The following is a 16308-nucleotide window of genomic DNA, read 5'->3' as shown; positions in this document are numbered from 1 at the left end:
CGCCTGCGCGTGCGTGAAGATGGCTTAGAGATCGTCATCCCGGCGCAGGCCGGGATCCATTGGGTCGGATGCTCTCGACTCCATCACGACCGTTCCCGATCCATGGATTCCGGCCTGCGCCGGAATGACGAGCGGTTCGATGGAAGCGGCGCGACGCCCCATCGCCGGTTGAGGCCGCCGCCCGCATCGCCCATAAGGTGGCGATGCGTATCAAGTTCCTTGCCCCCGCTCTCCTGCTGGCCGGGTGCGTGCCGCCGGGTGCGCCGCCCGAGCCGGTCACCGCACCATCGCCCGCGCCACGACCCGCCGCCGTCGCGCCGACCTCGCCGCCGGTGAGCGACTGGCGCGACCTGCCGCGCACTCTCGGCGACTGGCAGTATCGTGGGCTCGGCACCGGATCGGCGGCGATCTATGGCGTTCGCGGTGCGGCCCCGGTCGCGACCCTGACCTGCAACCGCGCGGCGAAGCAGGTGACGATGGTCCTCGCCACGCCCCGCCCCGCCGCCGGCACGGTGACGATCCGCACCACCAGCACGCAGCGCAGCGTCACCGTGCAGCCGATGGACGGCGGCGTCGGTATGGCGCTGCCGGCCAGCGACCGGCTGCTCGACGCGATCGGGTTCAGCCGGGGCCGCTTCGTCGTCGAAGGCGCCGGGATCGGGCGACTGGTCCTGCCGAGCTGGGCGGAAATCCTGCGCGTGACCGAGGATTGCCGCGGCTGATGCGGGGAGTCGCGCTCTGGTCGCTGGTGCTGCTGGCGGGTTGTTCCAGCGAACCGCCGCCTGCGCCGGCCCCGACCGAGCGCCCGACCCCTACACCCCGGCCCACGCCTTCGCCACGCGCGCTCAAGCCCGGCGAGTTGCCGACCCCCGAACTCGACGGCGCGACGCCGCTGGCCGGGCGCTGGCGCTATCAGGCATCGGCGAGCGGCAGCGCCGCGCTGTACGAATCGAACGGCGCGGCGGCCTTCGCCATCCGCTGCGACCCGCGGGCGAAGCGCATCGTCTTCGTCCATCCGGGGCAGGGCCGCACGATCCGCCTCTATGTCACCGATGCCGCCGCAACCTTCCCGACGCAGACCGTCGACGGCGCGGCCGAAGCGGCGGTGACGACCGGGCAGACCTTTCTCGACGCGTTGGCCCGTGCCGGCGCGATCGGCTTCGCCATCGACGACGGCCCGGTCGCGCAACTGCCCGGCGACAAGGCGATCGGAACGGTGGTGCGGGGGTGCCGGCCGGGACTGCGCTGAGTCTGCGTCGGCAGGGCGCGAACTATGGCGGAAACATCGTGCAATACAAGTCTTGTACGCAGCGGCGAGATGCCCCAGATTCCGTGTGCGCCACCGTTCGGGGCGTAACGGCTTTAACTAGCGAAAGGAGGTGATCCGATGTCTCATGGTTCAGCAGTGGGTTCGGTTCAGTTCGTTCGGGAGACGCGCCGCTAAAGCGTGGGCCACGTGCGGGGGGTATTCTCCCTCAGTCAACGCCGTGGCGCCATGAATGCGGCTCGCATGGTCTCCCGGGCTGGAACTTCCGGCCGCTGACCATGCTTGAGGTCGTCGGGTGTCGAGAGACCCCGGCGGCCTCTCTCATATCCGCCCTATGCGGTGTTCAGCGTGCGATGCCCCGCTGCCAGCACGATCGCGACCAGCGACCCGCCGACGATATTTCCCGCCGTCGCCAGCAACAGATTGCCCGCCATCGCGGTCGCCGGCACCGCCGCCGGATCGATGGCCCACGCGATCGGCAGCAGCGTCATGTTCGCGACCGAATGTTCGAACCCTGCCGCGACGAACAGCGCGACCGGCCCGATGACGCCGACGATCTTGCCCGCCACCGACTGCGCGCCGGTCGCCATCCAGACCGCGAGGCAGACCAGCATGTTGGCGAGCACGCCCGACGCGAGCAGTTCCACCCCGTCCTTGGCCAGCTTGGCATCGGCGGTCTTCAGCGCCGCCTGTGCGACCGCGCCGTCGATTGCGTGCGGCGCGCCCGACGCGACGAACAGCGCGGCGATCGCCAGGCTGCCGATCAGGTTCGCGACCCACACGATCGCCCAGTCGCGCACCGTCTCGCCAATCCCCAACCGGTCCTGCGCGGCGGGCAGGACCAGCATCGTGTTGCCGGTGAACAATTGCGTGCCGGTCACCATCACCAGCATCAGCCCGACCGAGAAGGCGACACCCGACAGCAACTGCGTCGCACCGCCCGCTGTCGCCCCGGCCTGCGCCACCAGATAGCCGATCGCGCCGAAGGCGATCTGCGCCCCCGCCGCGATGCCGAGCAACAGCATCGCGCCGACCGGCGGGCGGGTCTTGGCGAGCAGGGCGTCGTCGACGTTGTCGGCCAGCGTGTCGGCGGTCGCGTCGTCCTTGGCCATGGTCGCATCCCCGGATGGTTCTGTGTCACGATCGGAACGATCGACGCCGGTCGCGGCTCCGTCAGCGCAGCATCGGGCGGATGTCGACGATCCGGACGTCGTGCATCTGGTTCAGATACGCCTCCAGATACGGCTTGTGCGACGCGCCGACGACCACCAGCGCGCGCATCCCCGGCCCCGGCATTTCGGCCAGCATGTCGCGGATATTCGCCGCCATGCGCAGATTGCGCACCTCCCAATATGCGACATATTGCCGTCCGAACCGCGGTGAGGAGGGCTCTTCCAACGCCGCACCGAAATCGCTGTCGAACGCGACCTGCCCCTGGCCCGGCGCATTGAAGCCACGATACATCGTCAACACGCCGGCCCCGGTGGCAAGGTCGCGCTGCATCACGTCGATCGCCGCCATCCGCCGCTTGGTCGCCGGATTGTCCCATGCGGTCTGGATCGCCTTGCCATAGGCCGCCTCGTCGGCCTTCGGCACCGATCGGTCGGCGCTATGATCGTCCATCGCATAGACGCGCTGAAGCCCCAGCCGGGCGGCCAGCCGTGCCGCGATCATCAGGCTTTCGTCGCGCTTGGTCTCCAGCGTGGTGAGCCGCGCGACCAGCGTCTTGTCCAGACCCTCGCCCGCCTTGCGCTCGACCGCCGGCAGCCGCAGCCACTGGACCAGCGCCGACGCCTGCTCGCCACCGGCGAGGAACAGCGCCGCCAGCTTGCGCCGATCCGCCGGTGCGGGCTGGGCGGGCAGCGTCGCCAGCATCGCTTCATAGGCCGCGGTCGCCGCCGGCACGTCGAGCCCGGTCGCGGCCGTGGCAGGGGCCGGGTCCCAGCAATAAACGGGAACGATGTCGGCATAGCGATAGGGATAGCGGCGCAACTGATCGCATTGTGCCCCCGACAGCGCCTCGATCGCGATCGCCTGCGGCTTCCACGCCGCCAACCGGTCGAGCAACGGTCCGAGCGCTTCGGGGCGGAACCGGTCGGGCAATTGCGACAGATGCGTCGACCCCAGTACCGCGACCTCGTTGACCGGGCCGTTGCGCGGACCTTTATGCGCCGACGGGTCGAAATCGGGGCGATAGCTTTGGGCGGTGGCAGGCGCTGCGAGCAGCAGCAAGGTCGACAGAATGCGTTTCATCAATTTCCCCCTTTGGCCGACAGCGTAGGGGTGCAAGCGGAGAAGGGGAATGCGGTTTGACGGCGATCGGGCCGCAACCTTCCCTCGCCCCGGTAGGGGGGAGGGATGCGCAGACTTAGTCTTTGCCGCGGCATAGGTCTAGGGCCGATCGACCTTCAGCAAGTTTTTCAACTTCTCCCCTCCCTGACAAGGGAGGGGTCGGGGGTGGGTTGGCTCGCGAGGGAGCGACTCGCCAGCCCCGGACCGACCCACCCCCAGCCCCTCCCTTGTCAGGGAGGGGAGAAGTTCACTGGCCTGACAGCTGAATGTCGATCGGTCTTGGTTGAAACTAGGAGAGGGGAAAGCGCGCGGAGCGCGCGCGAGCCGGCGGCTCGCTTCGCCCCTCTCCCAAGCTACGCTAGCCAGCAGGCTGGCAAGCTCCGCTATCCCTCTCCCCTGTCCAGGGGAGAGGGCGGGGCATGTACCCCCAAAACGAAACCGCCGCCCGGTTGCCCGGACGGCGGCTCGTTCGTTTCACGAAAACCCGAACGATCAGTCGTTCAGATATTCGCCCGCATCGGCGTCGGTGCCGGTGCCCGACGGCACGACATCGGCCAGCGGATCATTGGCACCCTGTCCGTCGCGGGGCGAGCGGGCCTGTTCGGCGGCGCGCTCTTCCTCGGCCGAATGCGGCGCGACGAAGCCCTGCAACGCCTTTTGCTGTGCCCGCAGCGCCGCGTCGCGCGACGATGCCGCCACGCGCAGGCGGTTCATGCCGGCACCGGTGCCCGCCGGGATCAGGCGACCGACGATGACGTTCTCCTTCAGACCGTTCAGGCTGTCGATCTTGCCCTGCACCGATGCTTCGGTGAGGACGCGGGTCGTTTCCTGGAACGATGCGGCCGAGATGAACGACCGCGTCTGGAGCGACGCCTTGGTGATGCCGAGCAGCACCGGCTTGCCCTGTGCCGGGGCCAGACCCGGCGCAAGCTTCGCATTGGCTTCGTCCATCTCGTCGCGGTCGAGCTGTTCGCCGGCCAGCAGGGTGGTGTCGCCACCGTCGGTGATCTCGACCTTTTGCAGCATCTGACGAACGATCGTCTCGATGTGCTTGTCGTTGATCTTCACGCCCTGCAGTCGATAGACGCCCTGGATTTCGCTGACCAGATATTCGGCCAGCGGCTCGATGCCGAGCGTTTCCAGAATGTCGTGCGGGTTCGGCGAACCACCGATCAGGTTGTCGCCGCGCTTGACATAGTCGCCTTCCTGAACGTCGATGACCTTCGACTTCGGGATCAGATACTCGACGACATCGCCGCCATCCTCGGGCTGGATGCCGATCTTGCGCTTCGCCTTGTAATCCTTGCCGAAGATCACGCGGCCCGAAACCTTGGCGATGATCGCCGCTTCCTTCGGGATACGCGCTTCGAACAATTCGGCGACGCGCGGCAGACCGCCGGTGATGTCGCGGGTCTTGGCCGATTCACGGGCGACACGGGCAAGAACGTCGCCCGCCTGCACCTGTGCACCATCCTCGACCGACAACACCGCGCCCGGTGCCAGCATGTACCGTGCGGCCTCACCCGAATTCGCGTCGAGCAGGGTCATGCGCGGACGCAGATCCTCCTTCGACTTCGACGTCACGCGATATTCGATGATCTCGCGCTGGGCGATACCGGTCGCTTCGTCGACTCGTTCGGTGACGGTCTTGTTCTCGATCAGATCGATGAACTTCACCGTACCGCCCGTTTCGGTGATGACCGGCGCGGTGAACGGGTCCCATTCCGCCATGCGGTCGCCCTGCGAAACGATGTGGCCATCGTCGAACAGAACATAGGCACCGTACGGGATGCGGTGGACCGACAGGTCGCGGCCGTCCATGTCGACGATCGCGATTTCACCCGAACGGCTGAGCACCACCCGGCGTCCGCGCTGGTCCTCGATCAGGCGCAGGTCGCGGAACTCGACCGTGCCGTCGACCGGCGCTTCGAGGTTCGACTGTTCGTTCAGCTGCGCCGCACCACCGATGTGGAAGGTACGCATGGTCAGCTGCGTACCCGGCTCGCCGATCGACTGCGCCGCGATGACGCCGACCGCTTCGCCGATGTTCACCGGGGTACCACGGGCCAGGTCACGGCCGTAGCAGGTGCCGCAGACGCCGACCTTGGCTTCGCAGACCAGCGGGCTGCGGATCTTCATCGCCTGAAGCCCGATGCCCTCGATACGGGTGATCATCGCCTCGTCGAGCAGCGTTCCGGTCGGGAACACGACTTCGCCGGTCTTCGGATCGACGACGTCTTCTGCCGTGGTGCGGCCGAGGATGCGTTCGCCGAGCGACGCGATCGTCGCACCACCTTCGATGATCGACCGCATTTCCAGCGCGCGCTGGGTACCGCAGTCTTCCATGATAATGACGCAGTCCTGCGACACGTCGACCAGACGGCGGGTGAGGTACCCTGAGTTCGCCGTCTTGAGCGCCGTATCCGCCAGACCCTTGCGGGCACCGTGAGTCGAGTTGAAATATTCAAGGACGGTCAGGCCTTCCTTGAAGTTCGAGATGATCGGCGTTTCGATGATCTCGCCCGACGGCTTGGCCATCAGCCCGCGCATGCCGGCGAGCTGCTTGATCTGCGCTTGGCTGCCGCGTGCCCCGGAGTGGGCCATCATGTAGATCGAGTTGATCGGCTTCTCGCGGCCCTTGTCGGGACCGTCCTCGAAGCGGCGGACCGCCTTGATCTCGTCCATCATCGACGTCGCCACCTGATCGCCGCACCGGCTCCAGGCGTCGATCACCTTGTTGTACTTCTCCTGCTGGGTAATCAGGCCGTCCTGATATTGCTGCTCGAAGTCCTTCACCTGGTCGCGCGTCTCGTCGACCAGCTTGTCCTTGTCCGGCGCGATCAGCATGTCGTCCTTGCCGAACGAGATGCCGGCCTTGAACGCGTGGCGGAAGCCCAGCGCCATGATCGCATCGGCGAACAGCACGGTCTCCTTCTGACCGGTATGGCGATACACCTCGTCGATGACGTCGCCGACGTCCTTCTTGGTCAGCAGGCGGTTGACCGTTTCGAACGGCACCTTGTGGCTGTGCGGCAGCGTTTCGCCCAGCAGCATGCGACCCGGCGTGGTCTCATAGCGCTTGAGATACTGCTTGCCGTTCTCGTCGGTCTGCGGAACGCGGCTGATGATCTTGGTATGCAGCGTGACGGCACCGGCGTGGAGTGCCTGATGCACCTCCGCCATGTCGCCCAGCAGCATGCCTTCGCCCGGCTCGTTCGTCTTTTCCATCGACAGGTAATAGAGGCCCAGCACCATGTCCTGCGACGGCACGATGATCGGCTTGCCGTTGGCGGGCGACAGAATGTTGTTGGTCGACATCATCAGGACGCGCGCTTCCAACTGCGCTTCGAGCGACAGCGGAACGTGGACGGCCATCTGGTCGCCGTCGAAGTCGGCGTTGAACGCCGAGCAGACCAACGGGTGAAGCTGGATCGCCTTGCCCTCGATCAGCACCGGCTCGAACGCCTGGATGCCCAGACGGTGGAGCGTCGGCGCGCGGTTCAGCATGACCGGGTGCTCGCGAATGACTTCGTCGAGGATGTCCCAGACTTCCTTGCGTTCCTTCTCGACCCACTTCTTCGCCTGCTTGAGCGTCATGCTCAGGCCCTTGGCGTCGAGGCGCGCATAGATGAACGGCTTGAACAGCTCGAGCGCCATCTTCTTGGGCAGGCCGCACTGGTGCAGCTTGAGTTCCGGCCCGGTCACGATGACCGAACGACCCGAATAGTCGACGCGCTTGCCGAGCAGGTTCTGGCGGAAGCGGCCCTGCTTGCCCTTGAGCATGTCGGACAGCGACTTCAGCGGACGCTTGTTGGCGCCGGTGATCGTGCGACCACGACGGCCGTTGTCGAACAGTGCGTCGACCGCTTCCTGCAACATGCGCTTTTCGTTGCGGACGATGATGTCCGGCGCGCGCAGTTCCATCAGCCGCTTCAACCGGTTGTTGCGGTTGATGACGCGGCGGTACAGGTCGTTCAGATCCGACGTGGCGAAGCGACCGCCGTCCAGCGGCACCAGCGGGCGCAGTTCGGGCGGAATGACCGGCACGACGTCGAGGATCATCCATTCGGGACGGTTGCCCGACTCTAGGAAGCTCTCGACGACCTTCAGCCGCTTGATGATCTTCTTGGGCTTCAGTTCCGACTTGGTGACGGCCAGCTCTTCGAGCAGGTCGCGCTTCTCGCCCTCGAGGTCGAGGTCGATCAGCATCTGCTTGACCGCTTCGGCGCCGATCCCGGCCGAGAACGCGTCCTCGCCATACTGGTCCTGCGCGTCGAGCAGTTCGTCCTCGGTGAGGAGCTGATACTTTTCGAGCGCGGTCAGGCCCGGCTCGATGACGATGTACGATTCGAAGTACAGCACCCGCTCAAGCTGCTTCAACTGCATGTCGAGCAGCAGGCCGATCCGCGACGGCAGCGACTTCAGGAACCAGATGTGCGCAACCGGCGCGGCCAGTTCGATATGGCCCATCCGCTCGCGGCGGACCTTCGACACCGTGACCTCGACACCGCACTTCTCGCAGACGATGCCCTTGTACTTCATGCGCTTGTACTTGCCGCACAGGCACTCGTAATCCTTGATCGGACCGAAGATGCGCGCGCAGAACAGGCCGTCACGCTCGGGCTTGAACGTGCGATAGTTAATCGTCTCGGGCTTCTTGATCTCGCCGAACGACCACGAGCGGATACGCTCGGGGCTGGCGATCCCGATCTGGATCATGTCGAAGGTTTCCGGCTTGGCCACCGGGTTCGCGAAATTGGTCAGTTCGTTCATGATCTTACCTCATAGCCCTCTCTCCTTCAGGGGAGAGGGTTGGGAGAGGGGAAGTGCGGAGAGGGTAGTGGACTGCCCCTCTCCCCGGCCCTCTCCCCGCAAGCGGGGAGAGGGAGATTTGGTCGCTTATTCCGCCGCGTCGGCCAGTTCTTCCGGCTTTTCGATGCTGCCCAGCTCGATGTTGAGACCCAGCGAGCGCATTTCCTTGACCAGCACGTTGAAGCTTTCCGGGATGCCGGCCTCGAAGGTGTCGTCACCCTTGACGATCGCTTCATAGACCTTGGTGCGGCCGACCACGTCGTCGGACTTCACCGTCAGCATTTCCTGGAGCGTGTAGGCGGCACCATAGGCCTGGAGCGCCCACACTTCCATTTCCCCGAAACGCTGGCCACCGAACTGCGCCTTGCCGCCCAGCGGCTGCTGGGTAACGAGGCTGTACGGCCCGATCGAACGCGCGTGGATCTTGTCGTCGACGAGGTGGTGCAGCTTCAGCATGTAGATGATGCCGACGGTGACCATCCGGTCGAACTGGTCGCCGGTCCGCCCGTCGAACAGCACCGACTGACCCGACGTGTCGAGACCGGCCAGCTCCAGCATGTCCGACACGTCGCTTTCGCGTGCGCCGTCGAACACCGGGGTGCCCATCGGCACGCCCGTGCTGATGTTCTGGACCAGCTCGGCCAGCTGCTCGTTCGAACGGCTGTCGATGTCCTCGGCATAGTGATCGCCGTAGATCTCCTTCAGCCGGTCCTTGACCGCCGCCGGCATTTCGCCGCCGACCGCGTCCGGATTGGCTTCGCGCCAGTCGCGCAGCGACCGGGCGACTTCCATGCCCAGATTGCGGGCGGCCCAGCCGAGGTGCGTTTCGAAGATCTGCCCGACGTTCATGCGCGACGGCACGCCCAGCGGGTTGAGCACGAGGTCGACCGGCGTCCCGTCGGCGAGGAACGGCATGTCCTCCGCCGGCAGGATGCGGCTGATGACGCCCTTGTTGCCGTGACGGCCGGCCATCTTGTCGCCCGGCTGCAGCTTGCGCTTCACCGCGACGAACACCTTGACCATCTTCAGCACGCCCGGCGGCAGCTCGTCGCCACGCTCCAGCTTCTCACGGCGGTCATGGAACTTGTCGGTAATCCGCTTCACCGCCTCGTCATACTGCGCCTTGACCGCTTCGAGATTGCCCTGCGCCGCATCGTCGGCGACGGCGAAGCGCCACCACTCATGCTTCTCGACGCTGTCGAGCAGTTCGCGGTCGATGACCACGCCCTTCTTCACGCCCTTGGGCGCGGCCGTCGCGGTCTGCCCTTCGAGCATTTCGCGCAGACGCGACCAGGTCGCACGGTTGAGGATGCCGCGCTCGTCGTCCGAGTCCTTCTTCAGGCGCTCGATCTCCTCGCGCTCGATCGCCATCGCGCGCTCGTCCTTGTCGATGCCGTGACGGTTGAAGACGCGAACGTCGACGACCGTACCCGACACGCCCGGCGGCAGGCGCAGCGAGGTGTCGCGCACGTCGCTGGCCTTTTCGCCGAAGATCGCGCGCAGGAGCTTTTCCTCCGGCGTCATCGGCGATTCACCCTTGGGCGTGATCTTGCCGGCCAGGATGTCGCCCGGTTCGACCTCGGCACCGATATACACGATGCCCGCCTCGTCGAGGTTGCGCAGCGCTTCTTCACCCACGTTCGGAATGTCGCGGGTGATGTCTTCCGGCCCCAGCTTGGTGTCGCGGGCCATCACTTCGAACTCGTCGATATGGATCGACGTGAACACGTCGTCCTTCACGATCCGCTCGCTGATGAGGATCGAATCCTCGTAGTTGTAGCCGTTCCACGGCATGAACGCGACGAGGGCGTTGCGGCCCAGTGCCAGTTCGCCGAACTCGGTCGACGGACCGTCGGCGATGACTTCGCCGGCCTTCACCACGTCGCCCACCTTCACCAGCGGACGCTGGTTGATGCAGGTCGACTGGTTCGAACGCTGGAACTTCATCAACGTGTAGATGTCGACGCCGCTCTCCGCCGCATCGACCTCACCGGTCGCGCGGATGACGATACGGGCCGCATCGACCTGATCGACGACGCCGGCGCGCTTGGCTGAGATCGCCGCGCCCGAATCGCGCGCCACGGTCTCTTCCATGCCGGTGCCGACGAACGGCGCTTCCGCCTTCACCAGCGGCACGGCCTGCCGCTGCATGTTCGAACCCATCAACGCGCGGTTGGCGTCATCGTTTTCGAGGAACGGAATGAGCGACGCGGCGACCGACACGAGCTGCTTCGGCGAAACGTCCATCAGCGTGACGTTTTCCGGCAGCGCCATCAGGAATTCGCCGGCCTGACGTGCCGACACCAGTTCCTCGGCGAAGCTGCTGTCCTCGTTCAGCGTGGCCGACGCCTGCGCGACGGTGTGCTTCTGCTCTTCCATCGCCGACAGATACACGACGTCGTTCGTGACCTTGCCGTCGACGATGCGACGATACGGGGTTTCGATGAAGCCGTACTTGTTGACGCGGCTGAACGTTGCGAGGCTGTTGATGAGACCGATGTTCGGGCCTTCCGGCGTTTCGATCGGGCAGATACGGCCATAATGGGTCGGGTGAACGTCGCGGACTTCGAAGCCTGCACGCTCGCGGGTCAGACCGCCCGGCCCGAGCGCCGAAACGCGACGCTTGTGCGTCACTTCGGACAGCGGGTTGGTCTGATCCATGAACTGCGACAGCTGCGACGAACCGAAGAACTCGCGAACGGCCGCAACCGCCGGCTTGGCGTTGATCAGGTCGTTCGGCATGACCGTCGATACGTCGACCGACGACATGCGCTCCTTGACCGCACGCTCCATGCGCAACAGCCCGACGCGATACTGGTTTTCCAGCAGCTCGCCGACCGACCGCACGCGGCGGTTGCCGAGATTGTCGATATCGTCGACTTCGCCCTTGCCGTCCTTCAGGTCGACCAGCGTCTTGACGACCGCCAGGATGTCCTCGCTGCGCAGCGTGGTCACCGTGTCCGGCGCGTCGAGGTCGAGGCGCATGTTCAGCTTCACGCGGCCGACGGCCGACAGGTCGTAGCGTTCGGGATCGAAGAACAGGCCGGCGAACAGCGATTCGGCGGTTTCCAGCGTCGGCGGCTCGCCGGGGCGCATCACGCGATAGATGTCCGACAGCGCCTGTTCGCGCTCCTCGGCCTTGTCGACGTTCAGCGTGTTGCGAATCCACGGACCGGTGGACACGTGATCGATGTCGAGCAGCTCGATCCGCTCGATGCCTGCCTGATCGAGCAGTTCGAGATTCTCGGCGGTCACTTCGTCGCCGGCTTCGATATAGATCTGGCCGGTCGTCTCGTTGATCAGGTCATAGGCGCTGTAGCGGCCGAAGATTTCCTCGGTCGGGATCAGCAGGTCGGTCAGCCCGTCCTTGCCCGCCTTGTTGGCGAGGCGCGGGGAAATCTTGGTGCCCGCCGGGAACACGACTTCGCCCGTGTTTGCATCGACGATGTCGAACGACGGCTTCTGGCCACGCCAGTTTTCGGGCGCATACGGAATCCGCCAGCCGCCTTCGCCACGGACGAAGGTCACGCGGTTGTAGAAGTGGTTGAGGATGTCCTCGCCGGTCATGCCCAGCGCATAGAGCAGCGACGTGACCGGCAGCTTGCGCTTGCGGTCGATGCGGACGTTGACGATGTCCTTGGCGTCGAATTCGAAATCGAGCCACGACCCGCGATACGGAATGACGCGCGCGGCGAACAGATACTTGCCGCTGGCGTGGGTCTTGCCGCGGTCATGGTCGAACAGCACGCCCGGCGACCGGTGCATCTGCGACACGATCACGCGCTCGGTACCGTTGATGAAGAAGGTGCCGTTGCCCGTCATCAGGGGCATGTCGCCCATATAGACGTCCTGCTCCTTGATATCGAGCACCGACCGGGCTTCGGTATCGGCGTCGACCTCGAACACGATCAGGCGCAGCGTGACGCGCATCGGCGCGGCATAGGTGATGCCGCGCTGGCGGCATTCTTCCACGTCGAACTTGGGATCTTCCAGTTCGTAGGTGACGAAGTCGAGCTCGGCGGTGCCGGCGAAGTCGCGGATCGGGAATACCGACCGCAGCGTCTTTTCGAGGCCGGAGACATAGCCGATCGACGGGTCGGAACGCAGGAACTGTTCATAGCTCTCGCGCTGAACCTCGATCAGGTTCGGCATCTGCACCACTTCGTGGATGTCGCCGAACACCTTGCGGATGCGGCGCTTGTGCGTGCCGGTTGCGGTTGCCTTGGTCGCCATGGAGTCGTGGGCCTCGCTTGCAGTCAAATCTCGTGCCCGGTTGCCACCGGGCTGGCGTGCGATCGGGACGACGAAAGCCGCGTCACCCATGATGGGCCGCAGCTGATCGAGCGTCCTGGAATGGCGACGGGCCTATGCATGGAATGCGTTGCGCGACGACGCATTCTTTCCCGGTCCTGTCGCAAGCCGTCCATATAGAAGCGGTGGCGGAGTGTGTCAACGCGGGCCAGCCGCCGGTTCGACTGGCCGTGGAACCAACCCGTTTCGTCGCAACCGGGGGCCGGATGGGCTAACGCTCGCGCGGAAAGCCCGGTTCAGGGCGGCGATGCAGTTCCAGCTTTCGTGCGCGGCGATCCTCGCGACTCTTGCCGTACCCGCCGCCGCGCAGCAGGCGCAACCCGGCGGATCGATCCCGATCTACGACATCACGCCGCAGGTCGTGCCGACCCCGGTGCCAACTTCGACGCCGACCGCAACCCCGACGCCGCGCCCCAGCCCGACGCCGACCCCGCGCGCCCCCCGCGCCCCGGTCCCGACCGCCACGCCGACCCCGGCCGCGCCACGTCCGCGCGTGACACCTTCGCCAACTTCGACCCCGGTCGCCGTCCCCACGGCGGTGCCGACCCCGGCGGCGACCTATGCAGCGCCGCAGGTGCTGACGACGCCGCTCGCCTCGCCCACGCCCGACCCGCTCCCGACCCCCGCCGCCGCCGAACCCGCTCCGGCACCGACCGGCGATTCGCTGCCATGGTGGCTGTGGTTCCTCGGCGGGATCGTGGTCGCGACCGGCGTGGCCCTGCTGTTCGCCCGGCGACAGCGCGGATCGGCGGCGGTGGTCGACGATGCCGCGCCGGTCCCGGTCCTGCCGCCCGAACCGGCACCCCCGGCCGCCCCGCCGCGCGCCGCGCCGCCGCCCCCCGCGCCGGTCGTCCCGCCACCCCCCGCCGCGCCCGCGCCGACGCCGGGGCCGTTCCTCGAATTCCAGCTCGCCCCGATCCGCGTCGGAACCGAGGGCGAGCGCATCCTGCTCGATTTCGACCTGACCGTCGGCAATCCCGCCTCGATGCCGGTGACCGAAGTCAGCGTCGCGACGATGCTGCTGACCGCCCATGCCGGACAGGACGACGCGATCGCCGATTTCTTCGCCAATGACGGCAAGCGCGGGCTCGACCCGTTCGCGCTGGGTGCGGGCGAGCAGCGGCATCTGGAGGCGACGATGACCCTTCCGCGCGTGGCGGTGAACATCGTCACCGCGCGGGACCGGCCATTCTTCGTGCCGATGATCGCGATCGACGCGCGTTATCGGTGGGAGGACGGTCGCGAATCGCGCACCACCGCCGCGTTCATGGTCGGTCCCGCCGCGCCGCAGGGCAAGCTCGCCCCGATCTTCACCGATCGCGGCGACCGCATGACCGATCGGCTGGAAGTGCGGCTCTATGGACAGGTGCGGCGCACATAACGCCGCCATCGCCCTTGGCGATAATCGATATACCCGGTAGCGTCCGCACGGGACAGGAGGGCGGCATGGGGCGGCGGGACCGGATATTGCGATTGACCCTCGGCGTGCTGCGGCTGTTGCTCGCGCTCAATATTCTTTTTGCGATCGTCTTTCTGCTGGCGGCCATCGCCAGCCTGCCGTTGCACGACATGCTCGCCGCGCGGATGGCCGCCAAATATCCGGCGATCGATGTCGAACGCGTGATCGGCGGCATCCGTGCGCTGTTGCTGCTCGGCGTCGTCGCGTCGGTGCCGGCTCATGTCATCTTCTCGCGGTTGATCGCCGTCCTCCGCACCGTGCTGGCGGGGGAGACGTTCGCGTCGCCCAACGCCCGGCGGGTGCGCGCGATCGGCTGGGCGTTGCTCGCCATCCAGCTGCTCGACATTCCGTTGTTCGCGATCCTGCCGCGCTTCGATGGCATCGGGGTCGGGCCGGACGGCTCGTCCTTGTCGATCGGGGGCTGGTTGTCGGTGCTGGTCGCGTTCGTGCTGGCCCGGGTGTTTGCCGAGGGTGCGGCGCTTCGCGAGGATCTGGAGGGGACGGTCTGATGGCGGTGCTGGTCCGCCTCGACGAAGTGTTGCTTGCCCGACGCATGACACTCACCGAACTGGCGCAGGCGGTCGATATCACGCTCGCCAACCTGTCGATCCTGAAGACCGGCAAGGCGCGGGCGATCCGGTTCACCACGCTCGATGCGATTTGCCGCGTGCTCGAATGCCAGCCCGGCGACATTCTGATCCACGCCGAAACGGCTGAGGAAAACGATACCGACGACTGATAAGCAAAAGGGGGAACGATGACGCGTATCATGAAGCGGCTGTTGCTGGGGGCGGCGCTGGCCGCGCTGCCGGTGACGGCGACCGTATCGGCGGCGCAACAGCGCCCCGCCGCCACCGCGCCGGCAAGGCTGGCGATCGACATGCGCTACCTGACGCTGCCCAACGGGTTGAAGGTGGTACTGTCGCGCGACACGCTGGCCCCGACCGTCACGGTCGGCGTCTATTACGGCATCGGCTTCCGCGTCGAACCGCGCGAACGCACCGGCTTCGCCCACCTGTTCGAGCATCTGATGTTTCAGGGTTCGCAGAACGCGCCGAAGGGCGTGTTCATCAACACGATCAGCAATGCCGGTGGCGTGCTGAACGGATCGACCCGGTTCGACTTCACCAATTATTTCGAGATCGCACCTTCGAATGCGCTGGAGCGTATCCTGTGGCTGGAGGCCGATCGCATGGCCCGCCCGGTCATCGACGACACGGTGCTGAAGAACCAGCAGGGCGTCGTTGGCAACGAGGTGAAGGTCAACGTCCTCAACCAGCCCTATGGCACCTGGCCGTGGATCGACCTGCCGATGCTGGCCAACACCAACTGGTATAACAGCCATAACTTCTACGGTGATCTGAAGGAGATCGAAGCGGCGACCGTCGCCGATGCGAAGCAGTTCCACTCCGCCTTCTACCGCCCGAACAACGCGGTGCTCGTGGTCGCGGGCGATATCGACTATGCCCAGGCCGAGGCGATGGTCCGCAAATATTTCGGGCCGCTGCAAAAGGGTGCGCCGGTGAAGTTGCCCGACCTGACCGAACCGCGCCAGACCGCGGAAAAGACCCGCAGCCGCGTCGACGCGCTGGCACCCAAGCCCGGCTGGGCGGCGGGCTATCACATGCCGCCGCGCGGCACGCCCGAATGGTATGCGATGGGGCTGATCGACCAGATGCTGGTGCAGGGCGACGACAGCCGCCTGTCGCGCAAGCTGGTGTCGGAAACCGGCATCACCGGCGACCTGTCGGGCGGCATCAACGCCTCGCTCGGCAACATGTATAATTATAACGGCCCGATGCTGTGGGCGTTCAACTTCACCCACGATCCGCAATTCGGCGATGCGCACATCCGGCAGGCGGTGGACGGCGTCATGGAGCAATTGCGGACGACCCCGGTCACGCAAGCCGAACTCGATCGGGCACGGACCAAGTTGCGTTCCGACCTGTATTCGTCGGTCGATGGCGGCACGCGCGTCGGGCTGATCGATCTGCTGGCGGTCTATGCGCTGTTCGACAATGATCCGCAGGCGGTGAACCGCATCGAAGCAGGCTTTGGCAAGGTGACCCCCGCGCTGATCCAGAAGACGGCGCAGGAATATCTGCGCCCGACCAACCGTTCGATCTACACCATCGTGCCCGGCAATGCCGCCAAGGGAGGCAAGTGA

At 66.0% G+C, this 16308-nt stretch carries 10 protein-coding genes; 6 read left to right on the top strand and 4 right to left on the bottom strand.

Annotated features, from left to right (window positions below):
* The first annotated feature begins 203 nt into the window (after nucleotides 1-203).
* Together ASE70_RS17785 and ASE70_RS17780 are read left to right on the top strand one after the other, a co-directional pair.
* Nucleotides 204-722: a hypothetical protein gene (locus ASE70_RS17785; protein ID WP_056507873.1), complete on the top strand. Its 519-nt coding sequence runs from the start codon at nucleotides 204-206 to the stop codon at nucleotides 720-722.
* Nucleotides 722-1249, top strand: coding sequence for a hypothetical protein (locus ASE70_RS17780; protein WP_056507685.1), 528 nt, complete (start codon nucleotides 722-724; stop codon nucleotides 1247-1249). Before ASE70_RS17785 ends, ASE70_RS17780 begins: the two co-directional genes overlap by 1 nt.
* Nucleotides 1250-1599: 350 nt before the next feature.
* Here ASE70_RS17780 and ASE70_RS17775 read toward each other — a convergent pair whose 3' ends face one another.
* From ASE70_RS17775 to rpoB, 4 genes are all read right to left on the bottom strand, one after another.
* A complete protein-coding gene (locus ASE70_RS17775; RefSeq protein WP_056402035.1) occupies nucleotides 1600-2379 on the bottom strand; it encodes a formate/nitrite transporter family protein in 780 nt (259 codons plus the stop codon).
* Between the two features lie 61 nt (nucleotides 2380-2440).
* Nucleotides 2441-3520, bottom strand: a complete 1080-nt coding sequence (locus ASE70_RS17770) for a DUF5694 domain-containing protein (RefSeq protein WP_082451119.1) — start codon at nucleotides 3518-3520, stop codon at nucleotides 2441-2443.
* A 531-nt stretch (nucleotides 3521-4051) separates the two neighbouring features.
* Nucleotides 4052-8332, bottom strand: a complete 4281-nt coding sequence (gene rpoC / locus ASE70_RS17765; protein WP_056507680.1) for a DNA-directed RNA polymerase subunit beta' — start codon at nucleotides 8330-8332, stop codon at nucleotides 4052-4054.
* Between the two features lie 126 nt (nucleotides 8333-8458).
* Nucleotides 8459-12604, bottom strand: coding sequence for a DNA-directed RNA polymerase subunit beta (gene rpoB, locus ASE70_RS17760; RefSeq protein WP_056398210.1), 4146 nt, complete (start codon nucleotides 12602-12604; stop codon nucleotides 8459-8461).
* A gap of 325 nt (nucleotides 12605-12929) precedes the next feature.
* On the opposite strand from rpoB, the gene ASE70_RS17750 reads away from it, so the two are divergent.
* From ASE70_RS17750 to ASE70_RS17735, 4 genes are all read left to right on the top strand, one after another.
* Entirely contained in the window at nucleotides 12930-14063 is a 1134-nt protein-coding gene (locus ASE70_RS17750) for a hypothetical protein (protein ID WP_156347357.1), read from the top strand.
* Nucleotides 14064-14128: 65 nt separating this feature from the next.
* Nucleotides 14129-14650, top strand: coding sequence for a DUF2975 domain-containing protein (locus ASE70_RS17745; RefSeq protein WP_082438898.1), 522 nt, complete (start codon nucleotides 14129-14131; stop codon nucleotides 14648-14650).
* A complete protein-coding gene (locus ASE70_RS17740) occupies nucleotides 14650-14880 on the top strand; it encodes a helix-turn-helix domain-containing protein (protein WP_056507678.1) in 231 nt (76 codons plus the stop codon). Before ASE70_RS17745 ends, ASE70_RS17740 begins: the two co-directional genes overlap by 1 nt.
* A gap of 18 nt (nucleotides 14881-14898) precedes the next feature.
* Nucleotides 14899-16308, top strand: a complete 1410-nt coding sequence (locus ASE70_RS17735) for a M16 family metallopeptidase (protein WP_200925680.1) — start codon at nucleotides 14899-14901, stop codon at nucleotides 16306-16308.

The organism is Sphingomonas sp. Leaf22 (assembly GCF_001421715.1).
In the GTDB taxonomy this organism is placed as follows: Bacteria; Pseudomonadota; Alphaproteobacteria; order Sphingomonadales; family Sphingomonadaceae; genus Sphingomonas.
The sequence above is the reverse complement of the archived record's forward strand: the minus strand, read 5'-3'. Positions and strand labels throughout refer to the sequence as shown.

What these genes read in the sequence shown, in the direction of transcription:
- ASE70_RS17740 (WP_056507678.1), top strand. Translation starts at nt 14,650, where the DNA reads ATGGCGGTGCTGGTCCGCCTCGACGAAGTGTTGCTTGCCCGACGCATG.
- ASE70_RS17775 (WP_056402035.1), bottom strand. Translation starts at nt 2,379, where the DNA reads ATGGCCAAGGACGACGCGACCGCCGACACGCTGGCCGACAACGTCGAC.
- ASE70_RS17750 (WP_156347357.1), top strand. Translation starts at nt 12,930, where the DNA reads ATGCAGTTCCAGCTTTCGTGCGCGGCGATCCTCGCGACTCTTGCCGTA.
- ASE70_RS17745 (WP_082438898.1), top strand. Translation starts at nt 14,129, where the DNA reads ATGGGGCGGCGGGACCGGATATTGCGATTGACCCTCGGCGTGCTGCGG.
- ASE70_RS17785 (WP_056507873.1), top strand. Translation starts at nt 204, where the DNA reads ATGCGTATCAAGTTCCTTGCCCCCGCTCTCCTGCTGGCCGGGTGCGTG.
- ASE70_RS17735 (WP_200925680.1), top strand. Translation starts at nt 14,899, where the DNA reads ATGACGCGTATCATGAAGCGGCTGTTGCTGGGGGCGGCGCTGGCCGCG.
- rpoB (WP_056398210.1), bottom strand. Translation starts at nt 12,604, where the DNA reads ATGGCGACCAAGGCAACCGCAACCGGCACGCACAAGCGCCGCATCCGC.
- rpoC (WP_056507680.1), bottom strand. Translation starts at nt 8,332, where the DNA reads ATGAACGAACTGACCAATTTCGCGAACCCGGTGGCCAAGCCGGAAACC.
- ASE70_RS17770 (WP_082451119.1), bottom strand. Translation starts at nt 3,520, where the DNA reads ATGAAACGCATTCTGTCGACCTTGCTGCTGCTCGCAGCGCCTGCCACC.
- ASE70_RS17780 (WP_056507685.1), top strand. Translation starts at nt 722, where the DNA reads ATGCGGGGAGTCGCGCTCTGGTCGCTGGTGCTGCTGGCGGGTTGTTCC.